At 38.0% G+C, this 2,768-nt stretch carries 3 protein-coding genes and 1 pseudogene; 2 read left to right on the top strand and 2 right to left on the bottom strand.

Annotated features, from left to right (window positions below; genetic code table 11):
* The coding region (locus tag SOY52_RS05215; protein WP_320847919.1) for an Abi family protein at positions 1-595 on the bottom strand (595 nt) is incomplete at its 3' end.
* A 194-nt stretch (positions 596-789) separates the two neighbouring features.
* On the opposite strand from SOY52_RS05215, the gene xerC reads away from it, so the two are divergent.
* Both xerC and SOY52_RS05205 read left to right on the top strand, forming a co-directional pair.
* Entirely contained in the window at positions 790-1,722 is a 933-nt protein-coding gene (gene xerC / locus SOY52_RS05210; RefSeq protein ID WP_320847918.1) for a site-specific integrase, read from the top strand.
* Between the two features lie 409 nt (positions 1,723-2,131).
* Positions 2,132-2,584, top strand: a complete 453-nt coding sequence (locus tag SOY52_RS05205; RefSeq protein ID WP_320847917.1) for a low molecular weight protein-tyrosine-phosphatase — start codon at positions 2,132-2,134, stop codon at positions 2,582-2,584.
* A gap of 3 nt (positions 2,585-2,587) precedes the next feature.
* Here the strand turns inward: SOY52_RS05205 and SOY52_RS05200 are convergent.
* Positions 2,588-2,768 (bottom strand): annotated as a pseudogene (locus tag SOY52_RS05200) (hypothetical protein); the annotation flags it as partial.

Genomic DNA, 2,768 nt, shown 5'->3' with positions numbered 1-2,768 from the left:
AGATTTTTGCAGACACGCCGAAATGCTTTGCAATCTTTTTCTTCAGAGATTCTTTTAAGTGCTTGTCATACCAGACGGATAGTTCTCCCAAGCTCATCAACTCTACCATCATCCAAATCGGAGGTAATTCTTCCTTGTATGTTTCTTTGAAATGAGCCACAAACTCCTCTTTTGATTGGTCGACATCACCCATGAGTCGCTGGTAGGAATTTGCCCATTCTGACTCAGATCTGAAGTTGAAGTTTTCCTTCTTAAAAGGAAAAGCTCCATATTCCATCGCAATCCAATAGGCAAATTGTGTCCTAAAAGCAACCTCTATTCTGGAGATGCCAGAAAAAACTATGCTTTTGAGCTCTCGATCAAATTCATAGTGGCTGACAACCTGATCCAAATGGATGCCTTCATAGAAAACATGTGTTTCTTTTTCTTTGTCATAGAATGGATACCAATATCCCTCGAGATGGTAGTAGTTTACATTTGAAAGAAGTTTTATGGCTACATCATCGTCATCAATGAGCAATCCTCTGTCTTTTAACAGACTGACTTGTTCTTCTAACGTTAAAGGAGGCTTCTGAAAGGGTTTTCTGTTATCCATAATAAAGAGACCGGCCCACCTATTTGAGGAGACAGAAGTCTTAACCTTGGTGGGCGCTGTTAACAATAATTTAGCATGAAAAATTAAAAAAGGGTAGAGTAAATATGAAGGGTAAAGGGTGTTTTTATAGTTAGTGATGCGTGTGACGAATTAAGTCTGGTATGATAGAAATGAATAGCAATGGACAAATCATCATGAAAGCTGAGAATTTCAGCAAAAAGAAGATAAGTCAAATCAGGGTTTCTGACGCAAAACTTTTTCTCATCAAGCTCCAGAATGATGGCAAAGGTTACAGCACCGTAAAAACGGTAAGAGGAGTGTTATGGCCAGCTTTTCAGATGGCTGTTGATGATGACCTTATTCCAAAGAACCCATTTGGCTTTCAGCTTGCTGGAGTGGTGGTAAATGATAGTTTGACAAGAGAAGCCATTACACCTGATCAGATGAGGAAGTTCCTAAAGTTTGTGCATGACGATAATGTTTACTGCAAGTACTACGAAGTGGTCTACATCCTTTTCCATACGGGAATGAGAATCTCAGAGTTTTGCGGGCTTACCATTAGGGACATTGATTTTGAAAACCGCACCATAAACATTGACCATCAACTGCAAAGAGTGGGAATGAAAATTCACATCGAGACTACAAAAACCAATGCCGGTACCAGAAAGATTCCAATGACAGAGGAGGTGTACAGATGCTTCCAGGCAATCATAGAGGACAGAGAAACTCCTAGAACAGAGATAATGATTGATGGATACACTGGATTCCTTTTCTTGGACAAGGAAGGACTTCCTCTAGTGACCATGCATTGGGAGCACCGTTTCAACCACATGGTTAATCTCTACAATGAAATCTATAAGATTCAGATGCCAAACATCACTCCGCATGTTTGCCGCCATACCTATTGCAGCAATATGGCAAGATCAGAAATGAACCCAAAGACCCTGCAGTATCTGATGGGGCATTCAGAAATTGGAGTTAATATGAATACTTACACACATCTTGGACTCGAGGATGCTACCGATGAACTCAGACGTGTTGAGGATCTAAACCGCGCTAGAGAAGAAATCGCGAAGGCAACCAGAGAGAACAATACAGTTACTCAACTAAGCTTCAAAGCAATTTAATCTACCATACAAAATCAAGCACTCATTAACGGATGGGTGCTTTTTTCGTCACTTTGCCAATAGAGGTTTTATATGCCTGATGGTATAATTAATAGAAATTCTGTACTATGAGCACTTTATCGCTAAAAGGTGAACCCTCCCCTAAAAGTAAACGTTAAAAGGTGAACCCAGGCAAAACTGTGATATTTTCTTACACAATAAGGATAGTGAATCGTAGTAAATTGGCGGTAGTTTTTGGGGAAAGTGCAGTAGTCAGCTTTTTCGATTTTGACTACGTTTTCTTGCTTCATTTTGCACCGATTTGCCTAGTTTTGGAAATTATGCAACGATAGCTCAAGACACAAACGTTAAAATGTACGCAAATTGTGGCAATTTACTGCATTTTGCGGCATTTCAGGAGGAAAAAACAGTGATTAAGATACTATTTGTCTGCCATGGCAATATTTGTCGTTCTCCAATGGCAGAATTCGTATTTAATGATTTAGTAAAAAAGTTAGGACTAGAAGATAAATACCATGCTGCTTCAGCTGCTACTAGTAGTGAGGAAATAGGTAACCCTGTATATCCTCCTGTTAGGCAACTGCTTGCCCAAAAGGGGATAAGTACCAAAGGTAAGAGTGCAAGAAGAATTAGAAAATCTGATTACACAGAATATGACTTATTAATCGGAATGGATAAATATAACATTAGAAACATGAAAGCATTCTTTGATGATAAAGAAGGAAAGATTTATTCACTTTTATCATTTGCTGGTCTTGATAGAGATGTTCAAGATCCTTGGTATACAGATGATTTTGATACCTGTTATGAAGATATTCTTATGGGTGTTAATGGATTATTAAAAAAGCTTGAAAATGAATAGTCTTTAATAATTAGTTCTTCTATTTCTATCGACTACAAGCCATTCATCAAGTGAAAGAGGCGTATAGTTAGAGAACATACAAAAGCAGTTAATCATATTAAAAGGAGTAATTGTTTCACTATCAAAACCTTTAGCTGGTCTCTTTTTTGATGAAGCAAGTTTAATAAAGTCGTTTATTAACACT

The organism is Bullifex sp. (assembly GCF_034103065.1).
GTDB lineage: Bacteria > Spirochaetota > Spirochaetia > Sphaerochaetales > Sphaerochaetaceae > Bullifex.
Note: the sequence above shows the minus strand (reverse complement) of the source record. Positions and strands in the feature narration are given on the sequence as shown.

Bases quoted from the DNA above. Each gene is read 5' to 3' on its own strand.
- xerC (WP_320847918.1), top strand. From the start codon at position 790: ATGAAAGCTGAGAATTTCAGCAAAAAGAAGATAAGTCAAATCAGGGTT.